22 protein-coding genes are annotated in these 21,103 nt (G+C 60.4%); 5 read left to right on the plus strand and 17 right to left on the minus strand.

The genetic code is table 11. From position 1 onward, the window contains the following. Positions 1–47: 47 nt before the first annotated feature. Positions 48–641: a phosphoheptose isomerase gene (locus DOCECA_RS17565; RefSeq protein ID WP_007928463.1), complete on the plus strand. Its 594-nt coding sequence runs from the start codon at positions 48–50 to the stop codon at positions 639–641. Beyond that, positions 638–1,216 (plus strand): BON domain-containing protein, encoded by a 579-nt coding sequence (locus tag DOCECA_RS17570; RefSeq protein WP_030139689.1) that lies wholly within the window; start codon positions 638–640, stop codon positions 1,214–1,216. Before DOCECA_RS17565 ends, DOCECA_RS17570 begins: the two co-directional genes overlap by 4 nt. Positions 1,217–1,403: 187 nt before the next feature. Here DOCECA_RS17570 and DOCECA_RS17575 read toward each other — a convergent pair whose 3' ends face one another. The 7 genes from DOCECA_RS17575 to rplM all read right to left on the minus strand — a co-directional run bounded on the left by DOCECA_RS17575 (position 1,404) and on the right by rplM (position 6,282). After that, positions 1,404–1,817 (minus strand): ClpXP protease specificity-enhancing factor, encoded by a 414-nt coding sequence (locus tag DOCECA_RS17575; RefSeq protein WP_434560531.1) that lies wholly within the window; start codon positions 1,815–1,817, stop codon positions 1,404–1,406. A 16-nt stretch (positions 1,818–1,833) separates the two neighbouring features. Further along, positions 1,834–2,451: a glutathione S-transferase N-terminal domain-containing protein gene (locus DOCECA_RS17580; protein WP_420765432.1), complete on the minus strand. Its 618-nt coding sequence runs from the start codon at positions 2,449–2,451 to the stop codon at positions 1,834–1,836. Positions 2,452–2,603: 152 nt separating this feature from the next. Further along, positions 2,604–3,386 carry a cytochrome c1 gene (locus tag DOCECA_RS17585; RefSeq protein ID WP_445570859.1) on the minus strand — a complete coding sequence of 261 codons (783 nt, stop codon included), beginning with the start codon at positions 3,384–3,386 and terminating at the stop codon, positions 2,604–2,606. Then, the gene (locus tag DOCECA_RS17590) at positions 3,386–4,597 is read right to left on the minus strand and encodes a cytochrome b (RefSeq protein WP_305496655.1); all 1,212 of its coding nucleotides are present in this window, start codon (positions 4,595–4,597) and stop codon (positions 3,386–3,388) included. The genes DOCECA_RS17585 and DOCECA_RS17590 overlap by 1 nt, the downstream gene beginning before the upstream one ends. After that, positions 4,597–5,190 carry a ubiquinol-cytochrome c reductase iron-sulfur subunit gene (gene petA, locus DOCECA_RS17595; protein ID WP_305496657.1) on the minus strand — a complete coding sequence of 198 codons (594 nt, stop codon included), beginning with the start codon at positions 5,188–5,190 and terminating at the stop codon, positions 4,597–4,599. Before petA ends, DOCECA_RS17590 begins: the two co-directional genes overlap by 1 nt. 256 nt (positions 5,191–5,446) lie before the next feature. Then, on the minus strand, positions 5,447–5,839 hold the full coding sequence (gene rpsI, locus DOCECA_RS17600; RefSeq protein WP_003228056.1) for a 30S ribosomal protein S9: 393 nt from the start codon (positions 5,837–5,839) through the stop codon (positions 5,447–5,449). 14 nt (positions 5,840–5,853) lie between these two features. Further along, positions 5,854–6,282, minus strand: a complete 429-nt coding sequence (gene rplM / locus DOCECA_RS17605) for a 50S ribosomal protein L13 (RefSeq protein WP_003205365.1) — start codon at positions 6,280–6,282, stop codon at positions 5,854–5,856. Between the two features lie 245 nt (positions 6,283–6,527). Between rplM and DOCECA_RS17610 the strand changes: the two genes are divergently transcribed. Next, the gene (locus DOCECA_RS17610; RefSeq protein WP_420765434.1) at positions 6,528–7,568 is read left to right on the plus strand and encodes an NADP(H)-dependent aldo-keto reductase; all 1,041 of its coding nucleotides are present in this window, start codon (positions 6,528–6,530) and stop codon (positions 7,566–7,568) included. 132 nt (positions 7,569–7,700) lie between these two features. On the opposite strand, the gene DOCECA_RS17615 is transcribed toward DOCECA_RS17610, so the two are convergent. Then, positions 7,701–8,837 (minus strand): acyl-CoA dehydrogenase family protein, encoded by a 1,137-nt coding sequence (locus tag DOCECA_RS17615; protein ID WP_434648883.1) that lies wholly within the window; start codon positions 8,835–8,837, stop codon positions 7,701–7,703. A 243-nt stretch (positions 8,838–9,080) separates the two neighbouring features. On the opposite strand from DOCECA_RS17615, the gene DOCECA_RS17620 reads away from it, so the two are divergent. Beyond that, complete coding sequence (locus tag DOCECA_RS17620; protein WP_420765651.1) at positions 9,081–9,977, plus strand: GlxA family transcriptional regulator; 897 nt, start codon at positions 9,081–9,083, stop codon at positions 9,975–9,977. A gap of 181 nt (positions 9,978–10,158) precedes the next feature. Here DOCECA_RS17620 and zapE read toward each other — a convergent pair whose 3' ends face one another. From zapE to DOCECA_RS17635, 3 genes are all read right to left on the minus strand, one after another. Next, complete coding sequence (gene zapE / locus DOCECA_RS17625) at positions 10,159–11,253, minus strand: cell division protein ZapE (RefSeq protein WP_445570860.1); 1,095 nt, start codon at positions 11,251–11,253, stop codon at positions 10,159–10,161. A gap of 101 nt (positions 11,254–11,354) precedes the next feature. Next, a complete protein-coding gene (locus tag DOCECA_RS17630) occupies positions 11,355–12,710 on the minus strand; it encodes a tryptophan--tRNA ligase (RefSeq protein ID WP_434607659.1) in 1,356 nt (451 codons plus the stop codon). Between the two features lie 24 nt (positions 12,711–12,734). Beyond that, positions 12,735–13,364, minus strand: a complete 630-nt coding sequence (locus DOCECA_RS17635) for an alpha/beta hydrolase (protein ID WP_445570861.1) — start codon at positions 13,362–13,364, stop codon at positions 12,735–12,737. A 147-nt stretch (positions 13,365–13,511) separates the two neighbouring features. Between DOCECA_RS17635 and DOCECA_RS17640 the strand changes: the two genes are divergently transcribed. After that, the gene (locus tag DOCECA_RS17640; protein WP_420765439.1) at positions 13,512–13,949 is read left to right on the plus strand and encodes a YhcB family protein; all 438 of its coding nucleotides are present in this window, start codon (positions 13,512–13,514) and stop codon (positions 13,947–13,949) included. Between the two features lie 243 nt (positions 13,950–14,192). Here DOCECA_RS17640 and DOCECA_RS17645 read toward each other — a convergent pair whose 3' ends face one another. The 6 genes from DOCECA_RS17645 to eutC form a co-directional block, all read right to left on the minus strand. Next, positions 14,193–15,578, minus strand: coding sequence for an aspartate aminotransferase family protein (locus tag DOCECA_RS17645; RefSeq protein ID WP_434560537.1), 1,386 nt, complete (start codon positions 15,576–15,578; stop codon positions 14,193–14,195). After that, on the minus strand, positions 15,575–17,062 hold the full coding sequence (locus tag DOCECA_RS17650; protein ID WP_445570862.1) for an NAD-dependent succinate-semialdehyde dehydrogenase: 1,488 nt from the start codon (positions 17,060–17,062) through the stop codon (positions 15,575–15,577). Before DOCECA_RS17650 ends, DOCECA_RS17645 begins: the two co-directional genes overlap by 4 nt. 130 nt (positions 17,063–17,192) lie before the next feature. After that, positions 17,193–17,672 carry an Lrp/AsnC family transcriptional regulator gene (locus tag DOCECA_RS17655; protein WP_445570863.1) on the minus strand — a complete coding sequence of 160 codons (480 nt, stop codon included), beginning with the start codon at positions 17,670–17,672 and terminating at the stop codon, positions 17,193–17,195. Between the two features lie 185 nt (positions 17,673–17,857). Next, positions 17,858–18,859 (minus strand): N(2)-acetyl-L-2,4-diaminobutanoate deacetylase DoeB, encoded by a 1,002-nt coding sequence (gene doeB / locus DOCECA_RS17660; protein WP_445570864.1) that lies wholly within the window; start codon positions 18,857–18,859, stop codon positions 17,858–17,860. A gap of 3 nt (positions 18,860–18,862) precedes the next feature. Continuing rightward, a complete protein-coding gene (doeA, locus tag DOCECA_RS17665) occupies positions 18,863–20,053 on the minus strand; it encodes an ectoine hydrolase DoeA (protein ID WP_434560543.1) in 1,191 nt (396 codons plus the stop codon). 39 nt (positions 20,054–20,092) lie between these two features. Continuing rightward, complete coding sequence (gene eutC, locus DOCECA_RS17670; RefSeq protein ID WP_445570865.1) at positions 20,093–21,085, minus strand: ectoine utilization protein EutC; 993 nt, start codon at positions 21,083–21,085, stop codon at positions 20,093–20,095. Positions 21,086–21,103 lie beyond the last annotated feature (18 nt).

Genomic DNA, 21,103 nt, shown 5'->3' on the forward strand with positions numbered 1-21,103 from the left:
GCCGCACATGCTTGTGCCGATAAGTCGCGCTACTTAAGGTCACACAGATGGACATGCAATCGCGAATCCGCCAGCTTTTTCAGGCCAGTATCGACACCAAGCAACAGGCGATGGACGTACTTGCACCGCACATCGAGCAAGCCAGCCAAGTGATGGTCAACGCCTTGCTCAACGAAGGCAAGATGCTCTCGTGTGGCAACGGCGGTTCGGCCGGCGATGCCCAGCACTTCTCATCGGAGCTGCTCAACCGCTTCGAACGCGAACGCCCGAGCCTGCCGGCCATCGCATTAACGACCGACAGCTCGACGATCACCTCGATCGCCAACGATTACAGCTACAACGAAGTGTTCTCCAAGCAGATCCGCGCCCTCGGCCAACCCGGCGATGTGCTTCTGGCGATCTCCACCAGCGGCAACTCGGCCAATATTATTCAAGCGATCCAGGCCGCACATGATCGCGAAATGATTGTCGTAGCATTGACCGGTCGCGACGGCGGCGGCATGGCATCCTTGCTCTTGCCCGAAGACGTCGAGATTCGCGTACCGGCCAATGTCACCGCACGTATTCAGGAAGTCCACCTGCTGGCGATCCATTGCCTTTGCGACTTGATCGACAGCCAACTGTTCGGGAGTGAAGAATGACCCCTAATCGCCTAGGCCTTCTGGCCCTGACCCTGTGCCTCGGCATCAGCGGCTGCACATCGGTGGTTAACGCCAGCCGGGAAAAGCCGATCGAAGATGACCGCGGCACCCGCACCTTCGGCAGCAAGATCGATGACTCCCTGATCGAAACCAAAGTCGGCGTGAACATCGCCAAGGCCGACCCGGACCTGGACAACAATTCGCACATCGTCGTCACCAGCTTCAACGGCGTCGTGCTGCTGGCCGGCCAGACGCCACGGGCCGACCTCAAGGCCAAGGCCGAGCAGGAGGCCAGCGCCGTGCAGCGGGTCAAGACCGTGCATAACGAATTGCAGGTCTTGCAGCCCTCTTCCCTGCTGGCGCGCCAGAACGATGCCTGGCTGACGACCAAGATCAAGACGCAGATGCTGACCGACGCCAGCATTCCAGGGTCGCGTATCAAGGTCGTGACCGAGAACGGGATTGTCTATCTGCTGGGGCTGCTGACCAAGCAGGAGGCTGCGCAGGCGACCAACCTTGTACAGGGTGTGTCTGGGGTGCAGAAGATCGTTAAGTTGTTCGAGTACATCGACTGAACAAGTAAGTTACAAGAGCGGCGCTTTTCCTTGGAGGGAAAGCGCCGTTTTTTTGTGCATCGTTCGAGGACAATCTTCAGCGTGGATGACCTCAACGCAAAAACGGATAGGCACCAAAACCAAAAAAAATGCCCGTATCCAGCGATACAGGCATTCGTTCAAACAACCGGCAGACAGCTTCCGCCAGTTATTTCACCACCTTCAAGCTCGGCCGCCCGCTAGGCCGCGGCGGTTCGTCATCCGGTGGCGGCATATCATCGTCCGCCTCGAATTCTTCTTCGCCCTCCAGCGGCACTTCCAGCTCGAATACCATGCCCTGGCCATTTTCCCGGGCATAAATCCCCAGTATCGAGGCAATCGGCACGTACAGCGTGTGCGGCACGCCGCCAAAACGCCCTTCGAAGCTGACCGCATCATTATCCATGTGCAGATGACGCACAGCGGCCGGCGATACGTTCAATACAATCTGCCCGTCATTGGCAAAACCCTGCGGCACCTGGACCGAGGGATACTCGGCATTGACCAGCATGTGCGGGGTGCAATCGTTGTCCACAATCCACTCATAGAGCGCGCGGACCAAATAAGGTCGACTGGAGTTCATAGCGGCTCCCTAAGCCTTAGCGCATGTCACGTTCGGCAGCAGACAGACTCGCCTGGAAAGCCTCACGCGCAAATTGGCGCTCCATATAATCAAGCAGCGGCTTGGCGGGCCGCGGCAGTTCGATACCCAGGATCGGCAAACGCCAGAGTATGGGCAATAGGCAGCAATCCACCAGACTTTGTTCCTCACTGAGGAAAAACGGCTTGTCGACAAACAGCGGCGACACGCCCGTCAGGCTTTCGCGCAGTTCTTTACGCGCCACGACCCGTGCCGGTTCCTTGGTTCGCTGATCCAGGATCAGATCCACCAACCCGCACCAGTCACGCTGGATGCGATGGATGAGCAAGCGACTGTTGGCACGCGCGACGGGGTATACCGGCAGTAAAGGCGGATGCGGATAACGCTCATCCAGGTACTCCATCACCACGGTCGACTCCCACAAGGCCAGGTCACGATCGACCAGCGTTGGCAGGCTGCCGTAAGGGTTTACCTCGATCAGCTTCGGCGGCTGACGGCCCGCTTCAACGTAAATGATCTCGGCGCTGACACCCTTCTCGGCCAGTACGATGCGTACCCGGTGGGAATAGTGGTCGGCGGGGTCGGAGTAACAGGCCAACCGATTGGTCACGCCCATGGCGATCCTCCTCGCTTGTTGAAATTATCGAAAAACGGAAAAACGAGCGCGCCCAGAGGACGTCTCCCGTAACCACCTGGCCGACCAGGCTCGTTACACCTTCAGAGACGCCCTTGGGCGCGCACGATTAACAGCAACGGCTTACAGCTTTATCAATGCACGTCTTTCCAGTATTCACGCTTGAGCAGATAAGCGAATACGAAGAAGAACGCCAGGTACAGCAATACATACGTACCGATGCGCTGATGCTCCAGCTTCACCGGGTTGGCCGAGTAGGCCAGGAAGGTCACCAGGTTCTTGACCTTCTCATCAAACTGCTCAGGCGTCAGAGTGCCAGAGTTTGGCACGGTGGTCAGCTGGTCGCAGGCCTCATGAGTCAAAGCCGTGCCGGTCAGCGGATCATATTGCTTCTTGCCGTCCTCGACGATCTGGACCTGCTTGCAGCCTACCACTTGGCGACCTTGCAAGCCGACCAGTACGTTCGGCATCCCGACGTTCGGGAAGACCTTGTTGTTCCAACCCAATGGGCGCGCAGGATCTTCGTAGAACGAGCGCAGGTAGCCGTAGAGCCAATCGGTACCCCGCACGCGGGCCACCAGGGTCAAGTCCGGCGGCGCGGCGCCAAACCATGACTTGGCGTCCGCAGGCTGCATGCCGATATTCATGTGATCGCCCAGCTTGGCGCCAGTGAACACAAGCTTTTCGAGCATCAGCTCGTGGGGGATGCCCAAGTCATCGGCCACGCGCTCGTAACGCTGGAATTTGGCGCTGTGGCAGCCCATGCAATAGTTGGCGAACGTACGAGCGCCGTCCTGCATGGCCGCCTTGTCGGAAACGTCGATGTCGACTTTTTCCAGTTCCGGACCACCGTGTTCAGCCGCAAAGGACAGTGCTGGCATGGCAGCAAGAATCAGTACAGCAAATAGTTTTTTCATCAGCCAGTCACCCTTTCCGGAACCGGTTTGGTCTTCTCGAGCCTGGTGTAGAAAGGCATCAGAATGAAGTAGGCGAAGTACAGGAATGTGCAGACCTGCGACAACAGCGTCCGGCCCGGTGTCGGCGCCAGTACGCCCAGCACGCCCAGGATCACGAACGAAATGCAGAACACCCAGAGCCAGATCTTGCTCAGCCAGCCTTTGTAACGCATCGACTTGACGGGGCTGCGGTCCAGCCACGGCAGGACGAACAGCACGGCAATGGCGGCGCCCATGGCGATGACGCCCAGCAGCTTGTCAGGAACAGCCCGCAAAATTGCGTAGAACGGCGTGAAGTACCAGACCGGAGCAATGTGCTCGGGGGTCTTGAAGGCGTTGGCCTGTTCGAAGTTCGGCTTCTCGAGGAAGTAACCGCCCATTTCCGGGAAGAAGAACACGATGGAGCAGAAGATGAACAGGAAGACCACCACGCCGACGATGTCTTTCACGGTGTAGTACGGGTGGAAGGCGATGCCATCCAGCGGTACGCCGTTTTCGTCCTTGTGCTTCTTGATGTCCACGCCGTCCGGGTTGTTCGAGCCCACTTCGTGCAGCGCCAGGATGTGCAGCACTACCAGGCCGAGGATCACGATCGGCAGGGCAACCACATGCAAAGCGAAGAAGCGGTTCAAGGTGATGCCCGAGATCAGGTAGTCACCGCGGATCCACTGGGTCAGGTCATCGCCGATGACCGGGATCGCACCGAACAGCGAGATGATCACCTGGGCACCCCAGTAGGACATCTGGCCCCACGGCAGCAGGTAGCCCATGAAGGCTTCAGCCATCAGCGCCAGGTAGATCAGCATGCCGAAGACCCACACCAGTTCGCGCGGCTTCTGGTATGAACCGTAAAGCAGGCCACGGAACATATGCAGGTAGACGACGATAAAGAACGCCGAAGCGCCGGTGGAGTGCAGCAGGCGCAGGATCGAGCCGTACTCGACGTCGCGCATGATGTATTCAACGGAGGCGAACGCCTCTTCTGCCGAGGGGGTGTAGCTCATCGTCAGCCAGACGCCGGTGACGATCTGGTTGACCAGGACGAGCAACGCCAAGGAGCCAAAGAAGTAGAAGAAGTTGAAGTTCTTCGGAGCGTAATACTTGCTGAGATGGTCTTCCCACATTTTGGTCGCGGGAAAGCGCGCATCAAACCAGTCCATTAATTTGCTCATCACGCTTTCTCCGTATCGACGCCAACGACAATGATGTCGTCCGACTCATAGGAATGCGGGGGAACTGGCAGGTTCAGGGGTGCGGGCTGCGATTTGTAGACGCGACCGGCCAGGTCATAGTGGGAGCCGTGGCATGGGCAGAAATAACCACCGACCCAGTCTTTACCCAGGTCGGCAGGGGCCACTTCGGGACGGAACGTTGGCGAGCAACCCAGGTGCGTGCAGATCCCGATCAGCAGCAGGACTTCCGGCTTGATCGAGCGCGTTTCAGGGTTGACGTATTCCGGTTGGACCGAGTTCTTGGAGGAGGGATCGGAGAGCTGGCCCTCGATCTTTTTCAGATTCCCCAGGATTTCCTCTGTACGGCGGACGATGAACACCGGCTGACCGCGCCATTCAGCAATCATCTGCTGGCCTGGCTCGATCTTGCTGACATTCACTTTCACCGGTGCACCTGCGGCTTTCGCCTTGGCGCTGGGAAACCATGACCCCACGAACGGGACCGCAGCCCCCACCGCTCCTGCAGCACCCACCACGGATGTGGCTGCTACCAGGAAGCGACGCCGGCCTGCATTCACGCCGTCATTGCTCATTCAGTCCTCTCCCATCAGCTTTGTGGCCTGTTAAATCAGGCGTCTACTAAGTAAAAATCTGAACTTATAAAAATTTTGCCGAATGGTAATGAAAACCCCCAATTCTGACAAGGTAATTACCAAGCGGCTAAACCGCCAAGCCTTGTAGTATAGGGGCTCTACGAATGTGGCAAGTTGTCACAGAGCATTTATTTCGCACATAAAAAAACGCCCAGCTCCGTGAGGAACTGGGCGCCTTTTGAACGCGGAAGCGAAATTAACGCTTCGAGTACTGCGGACGCTTACGCGCTTTACGCAGACCGACTTTCTTACGTTCAACTTCGCGAGCATCGCGAGTTACGAAGCCAGCTTTACGCAGGGCGCTGCGCAGAGTTTCGTCGTAATCCATCAGGGCGCGAGTGATGCCGTGGCGGATTGCGCCAGCCTGGCCACTTACACCACCACCGATAACGGTGACGTAGATGTCGAATTTTTCGACGGTCTCGGTCAGTTCCAGCGGCTGACGAACTACCATGCGGGCAGTTTCGCGGCCGAAGAAGTTATCCAGGGAGCGGTTGTTGATGGAGATGTTACCAGTGCCCGGACGCAGGAAAACGCGTGCGGTTGCAGTCTTGCGACGGCCAGTGCCGTAATTTTGAGTCGCCGACATAATGAACTATTCCGTTAAAACTTCAGTTCTTGGGGCTGCTGAGCAGTATGAGGGTGAGCAGCGCCCGCATAAACCTTCAGCTTACGATACATGTCGCGACCCAGCGGGTTCTTAGGCAGCATGCCTTTAACCGCGGTCTCGATCACGCGCTCAGGGGCTTTGGCGATCAGCTTTTCAAAGTTGATCGACTTGATGCCGCCAGGAAAACCGGAGTGGGAGTAGTACATTTTGTCAGTGGTTTTAGCGCCAGTAACACGTACTTGCTCGGCGTTGATTACGACGATGTAGTCGCCGGTGTCAACGTGAGGGGTGTACTCAGGCTTGTGCTTGCCACGCAGACGGCTCGCGATTTCGGTGGCCAGACGACCCAGGGTCTGACCAGCAGCGTCGACGACAAACCAGTCGCGCTTTACTGTTTCCGGTTTAGCAGTAAAAGTTTTCATTCTTTATAGCCTCAGGGGCCGCCCTGTAAATTAGACGGCGGATCTTACTGAATAGTGCGTACTTTGACAAGTCAAAGGCAGCCGGATACAGACGCTTTCGGGGGCTCGGGTCGGCGCGTCCGTTCAACGGCAAGATTCTTCGGCGGCGGCGCATCACTTCCACTGCAGAAAGAGGTGCGCAATTATGCAGATTGCGAAAAATATTTCAACCTGCTTTTATGATTGTTTTGCCCAAGGAGTCCCCGATGGACTATCGCAAGCTAGGCCGTACCGATCTGAATGTCAGCGCCCTGTGCCTCGGCACCATGACCTGGGGTGAGCAGAACAGCGAGGCCGAGGCATTCGCCCAAATTGAACGCGCCAAGGGTGCCGGCATCAATTTCATCGACACTGCCGAAATGTACCCCGTGCCGCCCAAGGCCGACACCTACGCGACTACCGAGCGCTACATCGGCAACTACTTCAAGAGCCGTGGCGACCGCGCCGACTGGATCCTGGCGAGCAAGATCGCCGGCCCAGGCAACACCATCGACTACATTCGCGACAAGAACCTCAAGCACAACCGCCGCCACATCGTCGAAGCACTGGACGCCAGCCTCAAGCGCCTGCAGACCGACTGGATCGACCTTTACCAACTCCACTGGCCGGAACGCAGCACCAATTTCTTTGGCCAACTGGGCTACACCCACAAGGCCGACGAAGACTTCACGCCCCTGGAGGAAACCCTCGAAGCCCTCGACGAGCAGGTCCGGGCCGGCAAGATCCGCCACATCGGCCTGTCCAACGAGACGCCGTGGGGCACCATGAAATTCCTCGCTTTGGCCGAGGCCCGTGGCTGGCCGCGCGCCGTGTCGATCCAGAACCCGTACAACCTGCTCAACCGCAGCTTTGAAATCGGCCTGGCCGAGGTTGCCATCCGCGAACAGTGCGGCTTGCTTGCTTATTCACCGCTGGCGTTCGGCTTCCTGTCGGGGAAATATGAAAACGGCGCGCGCCCCGCCAAAGGCCGCCTGACGCTGTACAGCCGCTTCATGCGCTACTTCAATCCGCAGTCGGAAGCCGCGTGCAGCCGCTATGTGGCCCTGGCCCGTGAGCACGGCCTGGACCCAGCGCAGATGGCGCTGGCGTTCGTCACCCAACAGCCATTCGTCACCAGCAACATCATCGGCGCCACCACGCTGGAGCAACTGGACAGCAACATCGCCAGCTTCGACTTGAAGCTGTCGGATGAAGTGCTGGCGGGGATCGAGGCGATTCACAAGGATCAGCCGAACCCGGCGCCTTGATTGACTCATAGGCCCAATCGCGAGCAGGCTCGCTCCCACACTGGCTTTATGTTCGACCGCTAGATCGCGAGCGACACAAACACCTGTGGGAGCGAGCCTGCTCGCGATAGCGGACTTAAAGCCACCCTCTTATCAAAGCGACCGCGCAATGATCTCCTTCATGATTTCATTGGTCCCGGCATAGATCCGCTGCACTCGCGCATCCGCCCATGCCCGGGCAACCGGGTATTCCCACATGAAACCGTAACCGCCATGCAGCTGTACGCATTCGTCCAGCACTTTGCATTGCAGATCGGTGCCCCAGTACTTGGCCATCGCCGCCGTCGGCACGTCGAGCTTGCCTTGCAGGTGAAGCTCCAGGCAACGGTCGACAAAGACCCGGCCAATCTGGATTTCGGTGGCCATTTCGGCGAGTTTGAAGCGGGTGTTCTGAAACTCGGCAATGGACTTGCCGAATGCCTTGCGGTCGCGGGTGTAGTCCAGTGTCCATTGCAGCGCCGCTTCGGCCGAGGCGAGGCCACCAATGGCGACGGTCAGGCGCTCCTGCGGCAGTTCCTGCATCAGGTAGGCGAACCCCATACCCGCCTGCCCCAACAGGTTCTCCTTCGGCACCCGCACGTCCTGGAAGAATAATTCGGACGTGTCCTGGGCTTTCATTCCGACTTTTTCCAGGCGCTTGCCTTTCTCGAAGCCGGGCGTCCCCGCTTCCACCAGGAACAGGCTGGTGCCCTTGGCGCCAGCCTTCGGGTCGGTCTTGGCGACAACGATGACCAGGTCCGCAAGGAAGCCGTTGGTGATGAATGTCTTGGAGCCGTTGATGACGTATTCATCGCCGTCCAACACCGCGGTGGTCTTCACCCCTTGCAAGTCGGAGCCCGCGCCCGGCTCGGTCATGGCAATGGCGGTCACCATTTCGCCGGATACCAGTTTCGGCAGATATTTATGCTTCAACGCCTCGCTGCCGTAATGAAGGATGTACGGCGCAACGATATCGGAGTGCAACGAGAAACCGATCCCGGTCAGCCCCAGGCGACCGATTTCCTCGATCACCACCGCGCTGTAGAGAAAATCCGCTTCCAGCCCACCGTAGGCCTCCGGAAGGTGCGAGCACAACATCCCCGCCTCCCCTGCCTTGTTCCAGAGTTCACGATCGATATGCCCCTGTTTTTCCCACTGGCTGTGGTACGGCACGGCTTCTTTTTCTAGGAAAGTTCGTACGCTGTCGCGAAACAATTCGTGCTCGGGACTGAACAGGGTTCTGGGGATCATGGCGCACCTTTGGTTATTGTTGGATGGCTTATCCGACAGAGCCTAAGCCTGCGGTGCACAACGGGACACTGGACACTTGCGCCAAAAAATAAGACGATCCAGCCGTTTGATGACCACTATCCCCTATAAAAATAAAGATGAATTATGTCCATGCACGTCTCCACGCCCTTGCGGCGCGTCAGCATCCTGGCCATCGACCGGGTTTTCGCTTCCACCCTCATGCAAGCCAAGGATTTTTTCCACCTGGCCAGCCTGCGCTATGGCAAACAATTGGGCCACGGCCTGACGCCGGCGTTTGAAACCCGCCTGGTCAGCCCCGATGGCCAACCGGTGAACAGCTTCAGCGATGTGATCATGCCGGTGGACGGCGGCCTGGAAAACACCGACGTCATCATCCTGCCGGCCTTCTGGGATGATTTCGCAACCCTCAGCCAACGTTACCCACAAGTCCTGCCGTGGCTGCGCGAACAACACGCGCGCGGCGCGGTGCTCTGCGGCGAAGCCACCGGGGTCTTCTGGCTGGCCGAGGCTGGGCTTCTCGACGGTAAGGAGGCCACCACTTATTGGCGCTTTTTCAATGCCTTCAAGGAACGTTTCCCCCAGGTCCACTTGAACCAGGACAAGCATTTGACCGACGCGGACAACTTGTTCTGCGCAGGTGGCACCACGTCGGCATGTGATCTGTATATCTATTTGATTGAGCGCTTCTGCGGCGCCAACGTCGCCCAAGCCGTGGCGCGGGACATTCTCTATGAAGTGCAACGAAGCTATTCACCAGGACGGATCGGCTTCGGCGGGCAGAAGCTGCATCAGGATGTGATCATCCTGCAGATCCAGCAGTGGCTCGAAGAGCACTTCGCCGACAAGTTCCGCTTCGAGGACGTCGCCCGCGAGCACGGCATGAGCATCCGCAATTTCATGCGTCGCTTCCAGACCGCCACGGGCGACAAGCCCCTGCATTACCTGCAACGGTTGCGGATCGAAACCGCCAAGGGCCTGCTGTCCGGCAGTCGAAAGAGCATCAAGACCATCAGTTATGAAGTGGGTTACGACGACGCGAGCTTTTTTGCGCGACTGTTCCGGCAACACACCGACCTGTCGCCGAACCAGTATCGGCAACAGTTCCAGCAGGCGGCGTAGCCCAAGTACCGGGCAAAAATCCATTGTGGGAGCGAGCTTGCTCGCGATGGCGGTGGATCAGCAGCATGGATGTTGACTCACACATCGCCATCGCGAGCAAGCTCGCTCCCACAGGGGTTAAGTGGGGAATCAGCAAATAAAAAGGCCTGCAATCGCAGGCCTTTTTTGATTTTCCGATCTCTTAAGGCTTATGCGCCCGCGACAGGAATTCGTGGGACTGCATCTCCAGCAAGCGACTCAGGGTCCGCTGGAACTCGAACGTCAGGCGCCCGCCCGTGTACAGGTCCTTGAGTTCGACTTCGGCCGAGATGATCAGCTTCACGTTGCGGTCGTAGAACTCGTCAACCATGTTGATGAAACGCCGAGCGATGTCATCAGTGGTGACGCTCATCTGCTCGACGCCGCTGAGCAACACAGCGTGGAAGATCTTGCCCAGCTCGATGTAATCGTTCTGGCTGCGAGGGCCGTCGCACAATTCGCGGAAGTCGAACCAGGCCACGTCGTCACAGGTGCGGATGGCGCGGATTTCGCGATTCTCGATGATCAGCACATCGTTCTCGACCGCCTGGGTGCATTCCGGCGTGAGGGCGCGGAAGCTCTTGCGCAGGCTCTCTTCGGCGGCGGCATCCAGCGGGAAATGGAACAGCTCCGCTTGCTCGAGGTGACGCAGGCGATAGTCCACGCCGCTGTCGACGTTGACGACTTCGGTGTGTTCTTTGATCAGCTTGATGGCCGGCAGGAAACGCGCCCGTTGCAGGCCGTCCTTGTAGAGGCCATCGGGCACGATGTTCGAGGTGGCGACCAGGGTCACGCCGTTCTTGAACAGCTCTTCCATCAGCGTGCCCAGGATCATGGCATCGGTGATGTCGGAGACGAAGAATTCATCGAAGCAGATCACCCGGGTTTCGGCGGCGAAGCGCTTGGCGATGATGGTCAGCGGGTTCTTTTCGCCGCCCAGGGTTTTCATTTCTTCGTGCACGCGCTTCATGAAGCGGTGGAAGTGCGTCCGCGTCTTTTCCTTGAATGGCAGCGCTTCGAAGAAGGTGTCCACCAGGTAAGTCTTGCCACGGCCGACGCCGCCCCAGAAATACAGGCCCTTGACCGGCGCCTGGTCTTTCTTGCCGAACAGTTTGCCCAACAAGCCCGGCTTGTTGTTCGACGCGGCGACCAGATCGTCGTACAGGCGCTGCAAGTGCCGCACGGCCGTTTCCTGGGCTGCGTCGTGAAAGAATTCCGGGCGTTTCAGATCAGCTTGATATCGTTCTAGGGGCGTCATATTCGTTAGCAAGGCAACAAAAACGGGCCGTCACTGTAGCGATGGCCCAGAAGAATGGCAATCGGCCCTTATTCGGGCCGATGGTCGGGTGACGTCTTCGCTTAGTCCTGGGCAGGCGTCAGTGCCACGCGCAACGCGTCGATGGCCGCATCCCGAGCGGCGCTGTCGGCGAACGCCGGGCTCTGGGCCACGCATGCACCGTCGAGCCAGACACCGAAACCCAAGTCGTCACTGCGTACGTCCAAGGGTTGGCCGGACTGCAACTGCTTGGTCACCTGCCCCGCTGTCTTGCCGTCGGCAAAGTTGTTGGAGAGCAAGAGTTGCTCGCCATCGGCGGAAAGCAGGCGGAAGCGGAAACTCCCGTCCTCGTCGCGGAAGCTGACGAAGCGCGCTGCCTTGGCTGCTTTCTTTTTGGTCTGGGTCGCCACTTGGACCTGGCTGACGAAGGAACGCAGGCCGACGGCCTCCCGCAGCTCGTTGAGGAACGGTGTCGCCACGGCCCGGGCCTTGCTCGCGCCCAGTTGCAGGATGTCTTCGAGGTCCGATGGGCGCTCGATGAACTGGTGATAACGCTCGCGCGCTTCGCCCAGCTCGCTGTCGAGCAACTGGAACAGACGATTCTTGGCTTCGCCCCAACCCAGGCCCTGCAGCAGTTCGCTACGAAACTCGGCGGACTGTTCGGCAGTGGCGAACGCTTGGAACAAGGTGAACAAATGCGAGTTGTCCGGATCCTTGGCTTCGCCTGGCGCGCGGGAGTCAGTGACGATCCGCGAGATCGCATCCTTCATGTCCTTGGCGCTGCTGAACAACGGGATGGTGTTGTCATAGCTCTTGGACATCTTGCGGCCATCGAGCCCCGGCAACGTGGCGACGCTTTCCTCGATCAGTGCCTCGGGCATGGTGAAGAACTCCCTGCCCTTGCCGAACAGGTGGTTGAAGCGCTGGCCGATGTCGCGGGCCATTTCCACGTGCTGGATCTGGTCGCGACCGACCGGCACCTTGTGAGCGTTGAACATCAGGATGTCAGCCGCCATCAACACCGGGTAGCTGTACAGCCCCATGGTGATGCCGGCGTCCGGGTCTTCGCCGGCCTCGACGTTCTTGTCCACCGACGCCTTATAGGCGTGGGCACGGTTAAGCAGGCCCTTGGCGGCGACGCAGGTCAGCAGCCAGGTCAGCTCCGGAATTTCGGGAATGTCAGACTGGCGATAAAACGTCACGCGGTCCACATCCAGGCCACCGGCCAGCCAGGTGGCGGCGATTTCCAGGCGCGAGCGCTGGATGCGCATCGGGTCATCGCACTTGATCAGGGCGTGATAGTCAGCCAGGAAATAGAACGAATCGGCATTGCTGTCGCGGCTGGCGAGGATCGCCGGACGGATGGCGCCGGCATAGTTGCCCAGGTGCGGGGTGCCAGTAGTGGTGATGCCAGTCAGGATACGGGTACGCGTCGTCATGGATTATCGCTTGTCAGACTGCTGTCAATTCGAGAGGCGCGGCAAGAGCAGATCCTTGAGATCGGTCAGCTTGCCATGGAAAAAGTGTCCGCATTCTGCCACTTTCAGCAGCTCATGGGGGCGTTCGAGCGCCTCGGACCAGGTGTAAACCAGTTGCGGATCCACCACTTCGTCGGTTTCCGGCTGGATCACGGTCAACTCTCCCCCCTTCGGCAAAGGCGATTGCTCGTCCAGGCGCATCACCGCCGGGGCAACCATGAACAGGTGCTTGAGGGGTTGACCCTGGGCTTCCAGGCGCCCGCCGAGGGTCGCGGCAACGAAGCCGCCGAAAGAGAAACCGAACAGGGTCAGCGGCAGGCCGGGGTGTTTTTCCAGCAGCCAGGCGGCTGCGGCCTGGGCGTCATCCACTTCGCCGGTACCCATGTCATGACTGCCGGCACTGGCGCCGACGCCACGATAATTGAAACGCAACGTAACCAGGCCGGCATCCCGAGCGGTGCGTTGCAGGGTCGACACCACTTTGTTGAGCATGGTCCCACCCTGTACCGGGTTCGGGTGGCAGATCAGCGCCAGGCCGCGGGGAGCCTCGCTGTCCAGGTACAAGGCTTCCAGTTGGCCCACCGGGCCATCGATGACTACAGGGGTTTCGCGCATAAGCAAGGAAAGAACTCCGTGACCCCGAATAGGGTCGACTCGTCTAGCTAAAAGTCTGTGCCTGGCATGATTGCGATGTTCTTCGCGGTATACAGCGCAGGTCCGAGCCGTTAACGTAAAGCAAAGCCGTTTATAGAGGAAGGACTCGTGGAACACTCGCTCTTAGTTTGGCTGTTGCCGACTCTTGCCCTGGTTGCCGGTGTCGCCATTGGTTTCCTGATTGCCCGCCTGCTGCCCAACGCGGTGCCCAACAGCACCCAACGTCAGCTGGACGACATCCAGGAACGTTTCGACAGTTATCAGAATGAAGTGGTCACTCACTTCAACAGCACCGCCTCCCTGGTGAAAAAACTCACCCAGAGCTACCAGGAAGTCCAGGATCATCTGTCCGAGGGCGCCAACCGCCTGGCCCTTGACGAACAGACCCGCCAGCGCCTGCTCGCCGCCCTGCAAGCCGATGCGACGCAGAGCCCACGGGAACGCCTGACCCCACCGAAAGGGATCCAGGAACCGCCACGGGACTACGCCCCAAAGGCCCCGAATTCGCCCGGGATGCTCGATGAGCATTACGGTTTGAAGAAGTAAGCCCAAGCGACACCAAAAAGCCCGCCCGATCCCAGATCGGGCGGGCTTTTTTTGGGTTCTATCTCCTCACTGCCATTTGATTCCCCTGTGGCGAGGGAGCTTGCTCCCGCTGGGTCGCGAAGCGGCCCCAAACCAGGCAACTCGGTGTGCCAGGAAAATCGAGTTCGCTGCTATAGGGCCGCTTCGCAGCCCAGCGGGAGCAAGCTCCCTCGCCACGGGGATTGGTGCCCTGAGGCATCTCAGTTAAGGCAACACTTCTTCCGCCACCTGGTCGATAGCCGCTTTGGTGATGTCGACGATCAGGTCCGCATCCTCGCGAGTCAGGATCAATGGCGGGGCGAAACCCAGGATGTCGCCGTGGGGCATGGCGCGGGCGATCATGCCGCGCTCCAGGCAGGCCGCCGAGACCTTCGGGCCAACCTTGAGGGCCGGGTCGAACGCCGTGCGCTGTTCGCGGTCGGCCATGAACTCCACTGCGGCCAGCATGCCGTCGCCGCGAACCTCCCCCACCAGCGGATGACCTTCCAGCGTTTCACGCAACCGACGGTTCAAGTAGCCGCCAACATTCTCGGCGTTGGCCGTGAGGTTTTCCCGCTCGAGGATGTCGAGGTTGGCCAACGCCGCCGCCGCGCAGATCGGATGCCCGGAGTACGTCCAGCCATGGCCCATGGCGCCTTCGGCCTGGGAGGCTTTTTCAATCACGCTCCAGACCTTATCGCCGATGATCACCGCCGACAACGGTGCATAAGCACTGGTCAGCCCTTTGGCGGTGGTGATCAGGTCCGGCTTCATGCCGTAGCGCTGGCTGCCCATCTTCGAACCCAGGCGACCGAACGCGCAAACCACCTCGTCGGCAATCAACAGCACGTCGTATTTTTTCAGTACGGCCTGGATCGCCTCCCAGTAACCGGCGGGCGGGACAATGATGCCGCCAGTGCCCATCAGCGGTTCGCCGATGAGTGCCGCCACGGTGTCCGGGCCTTCGGCGAGGATCATTTTTTCCAGTTCATCGGCGCAATAACGCACGAACGTCGCTTCGTCCATCCCCGCCGGTGCCTTGCGATACCAATGCGGGCAAACTGTGTGCTTGATCCCCTCCGCCGGCAGGTCGAAATGTTGGTGAAAGGCGGGCAACCCGGTCAGGCTGCCGGTCATGATGCCCGAGCCATGGTAGCCACGGTCGCGGGAAATGATTTTCTTCTTTTGGGGCCGGCCCAGCACGTTGTTGTAGTAACGCACCAGTTTGATCTGGGTTTCATTGGCATCGGAGCCGGACAAGCCGTAATAAACCTTCTTCATCCCCTCCGGCGCCCAGTCCATGATGCGGCTGGACAGCTCGATGATCGCCTCGCTCGAATGGCCGACATAGGTGTGGTAATAGGCCAGTTCCTTGGCCTGCTTGTAGATGGCATCGGCCACTTCGGTACGCCCGTAGCCGATATTCACGCAGTAGAGGCCGGCAAAGGCATCGATGAACTCGCGGCCTTCATGATCGCGAATGCGGATGCCCGACGCGCTCTTGATGATCCGCCCCTTGAGCGCGCCGCTGGCATGGTCATGGGCGTGGGTTGACGGGTGCATGAAATGCGCACGGTCTTGTTCGAACAGCGTGTTGAGTTCTTGGCTCATGCGGACTCTCCTGGGAACTGGCCTTGATGGTGCAGGCAAAAGTATTTGGTTTCGACAAAGGGCTCGAAGCCCTCGCTGCCACCCTCGCGACCGAGGCCCGAGGCTTTCATGCCACCGAAGGGGATCGGGTGGCCGGTGAACTTGACGCCGTTGACCGCAACCATGGCGTGGTCGAGACGGCGGATCAGTGGGTAAATGACATCCAGGCGGTTGGAGCAAATATAGGCGGCCAGTCCGTACTCGGTGTCGTTGGCCATTTCGATGGCTTCGTCCAAGGTGTCGAACGGCAGCACCCCGGCGATCGGCGCGAAGTTTTCTTCACGGTAGATGCGCATCTGCGGCGTGACATCGGCCAGCACGGTGGGTTGGTAGAACAACCCGCCCAAGGCATGGGCCTCGCCACCCACCAGGCGTTGAGCGCCCAACGCCAGGGCGTCGGCCACACGATCGGAGGTCGCATCGAACGCGGCCTGATGCATCAGCGGACCGACGTCCACTTCCTGTTCCTGCTGATCGACCATGGCCGGCCCGACCCGCAAGGCGCGCACCGCTGCGGCGAAGCGAGTGAGAAATGCCTGGTAGACCGGGCGCTGCACCATGATCCGGTTGGCCGCGCAACAATCCTGGCCCGACGTCTGGAATTTCGCCTCGACGGCAACTTTCACCGCCAGCGTCAGGTCGGCATCGGCGCAGACAATGAACGGCGCGTTGCCGCCCAGCTCCAACGCGACTTTCTTCACATCATGGGCCGCCGCTTGCAGCACCAGTTTGCCGACCCGGGTCGAGCCGGTAAAACTCACCGAGCGTACGCGGCGGTCCTTGACCAAGGTCTCCATGACCATTTGCGGCTCGCCCAACACCACGTTGAAAACTCCGGCGGGAAAGCCGGCCTCTTCGGCCAGTTGGGCCAGGGCCAGGGCTGAATACGGGGTTTCGTGGGCCGGTTTGATCACCACGGTGCAACCGGCAGCCAGCGCGGCGGCGGCCTTGCGGGTGATCATTGCCGAGGGGAAGTTCCACGGCGTGAGCAGCGCGCAGACGCCCACCGGTTCCTTGATCGTGCCCAGGTGCGCGTTGTGGATATGGCTGGGGATGTTCTGGCCGTAGAGGCGTCGGGCTTCTTCGGCGAACCAAGGGATAAAGCTGGCGGCATAGGCGATTTCGCCACGGGACTCGGCCAACGGCTTGCCCTGCTCCAGACTCAGGATGCGCGCCAGATCCTCGCGGTGCTCGGTGATCAACTGCGCCCAGCGCCGCAGCAACGCGCCACGGCTATCCAGGCCCTGTTCGCGCCACGCTGGGAATGCGCGATGCGCCGCGTCCACCGCCGCGACGATCTGCGGCGGGTCGAGCATCGGCACATGGCCGACGACCGTGCGGTTGGCCGGGTTGTGGACGGCGACGCTGTGGCCGCTGTCGCTGTGGACCCAATGGCCGTCGACGTAGCAAAGCGCTTTGAACAACAGCGGATGTTGGTAAGGCATGGCGTTCACTCCAGAGCGTGTGCGTGAACCCATGCTAGGGCAGCGACGCTTGGGTTTTCGGGTGTTTGAGCAGCGTCAGACCTTGGTTTTTTTCTGGAAAGAACAGGGCGTAAAGTAGTTTCTGCGGTGCTCAGGAGGACGATGCCAGCTCCGCCGGCAACGCACCGGCGGTCTTGATGGTCTTGGTGACGATGTAGGTGAAGTAGCGTTCGATGCCAAGGTCTTCGAGCAGCAATTGGTCGACGAAACGTTGATAGGCATCGACGTCGCGCGCCTGGATCATTGCCAGGTAATCCACCCCGCCGCCGGTGGCATAACAGAACGCAACTTCGGGCGCGGCGACCATGCGCTGTTCGAAACGACGCATGTCCTGAGCGGTGTGCCGGGCCAGGGAAATTTCCACCAACACTTGTTGACGCTTGAACACCGCGCCCCAATCGATCTGCGCCCGATAGCCAACGATCAGGCCCGCCGCTTCCAACTTGCGCACCCGCTCCCAGGCCGGCGTCACCGACAGGTTGATGGCTTCGGCCAGGCTCGACTTGGTGATCCGTCCGTCGTCGGCGAGGATTTGCAGGATCTTCAAGTCGTAGCGATCGAGCTTGTGCATGGGGCAGGGCTCTCCAGACAATTCAAATTTCACACCGTCCCTGTGGCGAGGGAGCTTGCTCCCGCTGGGCCGCGCAGCGGCCCCAATAGCAGCTTCGTAATCGCTCAGATCAAAAAGCGACGACTGCTTCGCAGCCGAGCGGGAGCAAGCTCCCTCGCCACAGTGTGTGTGTCAGTTGAGGTGCATTACGCCAATACATCCGCAATCACCACCAACGTATCGCCACACTGCACCAGCCCGGGAAAATGCCGGGCCGCGAGCAGGCCGCTGCGGGCGGCGCGGTACTCGACCGGGGCGACGCCGCTGCGGGTGGTGTCATGGATGCGCGCCACCACCTCGCCTCTGCTCACGTTTTCACCGAGGTCGCGGCACATCTCCAGCAAACCGTTGTGCTCGCTGGCGATGAAACAACTGGCGTCCGGCATGTCGAGCACCAACGACGGCTGTAACTCGATAGAGCCCCGCAGGATGCCGGCGTGGATCAGCACGTTGCGCACCCCACGCTCGGCAATCGCCACGCTGCGGGCGGTGGACGAACCGCCGCCGCCCAGCTCGGTGGTGACGAACACCTTGCCCTGAGACTCGGCGGCGGTGTCGTACATCGACCCTGCGTCCAGCTCCAGCATGCGCATGCAATACGGCGCGTTGAAGGCCAGCATCCCGGCCTCGCAGCGGGCCTGTTGCTGTTTGTCCGGCAAGACGTGGCAGGCGGCGAATGGCAGGAAATCCAGGGTCCGGCCACCGGAATGAATGTCCAGGACAATGTCGGCCAGGGGCAGCAAGGTGCGGTTGAAGTAGTCGGCGATTTTTTCCGTGACGGTGCCGTCTGGCCTACCGGGAAAGCTGCGGTTGAGGTTGCCCTTGTCGATGGGCGAAGTCCGGCGCCCGGCATGGAACGCCGGGGTGTTCATGAACGGCACGATGATCACGCGTCCGCTGATTTCATCGGCGGTCAATTGCTGGGCCAGTTTGCTCAGGGCCACCGGGCCTTCGTATTCATCGCCGTGGTTGCCACCACTGAGCAGCGCGGTCGGGCCGCTGCCGCGCTGGATCACGGTGATGGGAATCATCACCGTGCCCCAGGCCGAATCGTCCCGGGAATACGGCAGCTTGAGGAAGCCGTGTTGCACGCCTTCGCGGGTGAAATCCACCGTGGCGCTAATGGGGTTGATCGGCAATTCAGTCATGGGTCAATCCTTCACGAACAATTGACGAGGCACATTGCACAGCGTCTCGACGCCAGTCTCGGTGATCAGGATGCTCTCGGTGATCTCCAGGCCCCAATCATCCATCCACAGCCCGGGCATGAAGTGAAACGTCATGCCCGGTTGCAACACGCTGTTGTCGCCGGGACGCAGGCTCATGGTGCGCTCGCCCCAATCCGGCGGATAACTGATGCCGATGGGGTAGCCGCAACGGCTGTCCTTGTGGATGCCAAACTTCTCCAGCACCTTGAAAAACGCCACGGCGATGTCGCCCGTGGTATTGCCCGGCTTGGCTGCGTCCAGGCCGGCGGCGATGCCCTCGACCACGGCTTTTTCACCGTCGAGGAAATGTTGCGGCGGCTTGCCCAGGTAAATGGTGCGCGACAGCGGGCAGTGGTAACGCTTGTAGCAACCGGCGATTTCAAAGAAGGTGCCGGCGCCCTTTTCGAACGGCGAATCGTCCCAGGTCAGGTGCGGCGCGCTGGCGTCGGCGCCGGTGGGCAGCAGCGGCACGATGGCCGGGTAGTCGCCGCCATGGCCGTCGGCACCGAGGATGCCGCTGCTGTAGATCTCGGCCACCAGTTCGTTCTTGCGCATGCCCGGCTCGATCCGTTCCAGGATCCGCCCATGCATGTTCTCGACGATGCGCGCGGCGATGCGCATGTAGGCGATTTCCTGAGGCGACTTGACGGCGCGCTGCCAGTTCACCAACCCCGCCGCATCCACCAGCGTCGCGTCGGGCAGATGTTTTTGCAGGGACAGGTAGGCGGCGGCGCTGAAGTAGTAGTTGTCCATCTCCACGCCGATGTTCAGGGCGCCCCAGCCACGGGCGATGATCACCTCGCGGGACAGATAGTCCATGGGGTGGCGCTCGCGGGACTGCACGTAGATGTCCGGGTAGCCGACGATGTTGTCGGCCTGCATGAACACCGTGCGCCTGGCACCGTTGGCATCCTGGCCGCGACCGAACCACACGGGCTCGCCGTCCAGCGCCAGCAGCACGCACTGATGCACATAGAACGACCAACCGTCATAGCCGGTGAGCCAGGCCATGTTCGACGGATCGGTGACCAGCAACAGCTCCAGACCTTGGGCCTGCATGGCCGCGCGAACCTTTGCCAGGCGCTGGGCGTATTCCTCCCGCTGGAACGGAAGATTGACGACTATCTCTGACATCCACCTGCCCTCTGTTGAATGACTCATGAACAAAATGATCTAGCGACCGAACGCAAAGCCCTTGCCCGCCACCCGCGCCCGCTCGAACGCCAGGTTGGCGATGGCGGTGTCCTGGGCGCCGGTGCCGGTGAGATCGCACAGCGTCACTTGCGCGGCATCGGAGCGCCCCAGCCGTTGCCCCGCCAGCACTTGTCCCAGCTCCGTCAACGCCAGCTCATCGCGAACGGTGCCGGCGGCCAAGGCGTGGTGCAGCTCGCCGAGCACGCGGGTCTGGCTCAGGCGATCGGCGACATAGCAATCGACGGCCGCCAAGGCTTGCGGGGAGATTTCGTTTTTGTGTTCGGCGTCCGAGCCCATCGCTGTGATGTGCAGGCCGGGATGCAAATGACGGGCTTCGATCAACGGCTCGCGACTGGGGGTGCAGGTGATGGCGATGTCCACGCCTTCCAGGGCGGCGTCAATGGCGTCGCACGGCGTGACGGCAAGCCCGGTGTCACGCGCCAGCGCAAGGCCGAACGCCTGGGCTTTTTGTGCATCACGCGCCCAGATCCGCACCTCGTCGATGGGCCTCACCAGCCGCAACGCCTGAAGCTGCAACGCCGCCTGTTCACCCACACCGATCAACGCCACGCTGCGGCTGTCCTCGCGGGACAGACAACGCGCCGCCACCGCCCCAGCCGCCGCCGTACGGACGGCGGTGAGGTAACCGTTGTCCAACAGCAGCGCTTCCAGCAGGCCGGTGCGCGCCGAAAGCAACATCATCATGCCGTTCAGGCTGGGCAGGCCGAGCTTGGGGTTGTCGAAAAAGCCCGGGCTGACCTTGATGGCGAAGCGTTCAAGGCCTGGCAGGTAAGCGGTCTTCACATCCACCTCGCCGTTGTGCTCGGGAATGTCCAGCCGCAGGATCGGCGGCATCGCCACGGCGGCGGTGGCCAGCAGCACAAAAGCCTGCTCGACGGCGTCGACGCTGGCCAGGTCGAGGGCCACGCAGCTGCGCAGGTCAGCTTCGCTCAATAGGGTGACTTCACTCATGGCAGGCTCCGTTAAAGG

The organism is Pseudomonas sp. E102 (assembly GCF_052660185.1).